Genomic DNA, 275 nt, shown 5'->3' with positions numbered 1-275 from the left:
TGGCGCTTTGCGATATCGTCACGCCGAACGAGACCGAGGCGGAGGCGCTCACCGGCCACCCCGTCACCGGCCCCGACGACGCGGTGCGGGCCGCCGATGCCCTGCTGGCGCGGGGCCCGGGGGCTGTGATCGTCACCCTCGGCGCGCAGGGCGTTCTCTATCGTAGCGCCACGCAGACCATCCACCAGCCCGCCTTCACCCCTGGGCCGGTGGTCGAGACCACGGGCGCGGGCGATGCGTTCAACGGGGCGCTGGCGACGGCCCTGGCCGAGGGA

At 74.2% G+C, this 275-nt stretch carries 1 protein-coding gene; it reads left to right on the top strand.

Annotated features, from left to right (window positions below; translation table 11 throughout):
- The coding region (locus tag E0702_RS17295; RefSeq protein ID WP_205742051.1) for a PfkB family carbohydrate kinase at window positions 1-275 on the top strand (275 nt) is incomplete at both ends.

The sequence above is a fragment of the Halomonas marinisediminis genome (assembly GCF_004347715.1).
Taxonomy (GTDB): domain Bacteria; phylum Pseudomonadota; class Gammaproteobacteria; order Pseudomonadales; family Halomonadaceae; genus Halomonas; species Halomonas icarae.
Note: the sequence above shows the minus strand (reverse complement) of the source record. Positions and strands in the feature narration are given on the sequence as shown.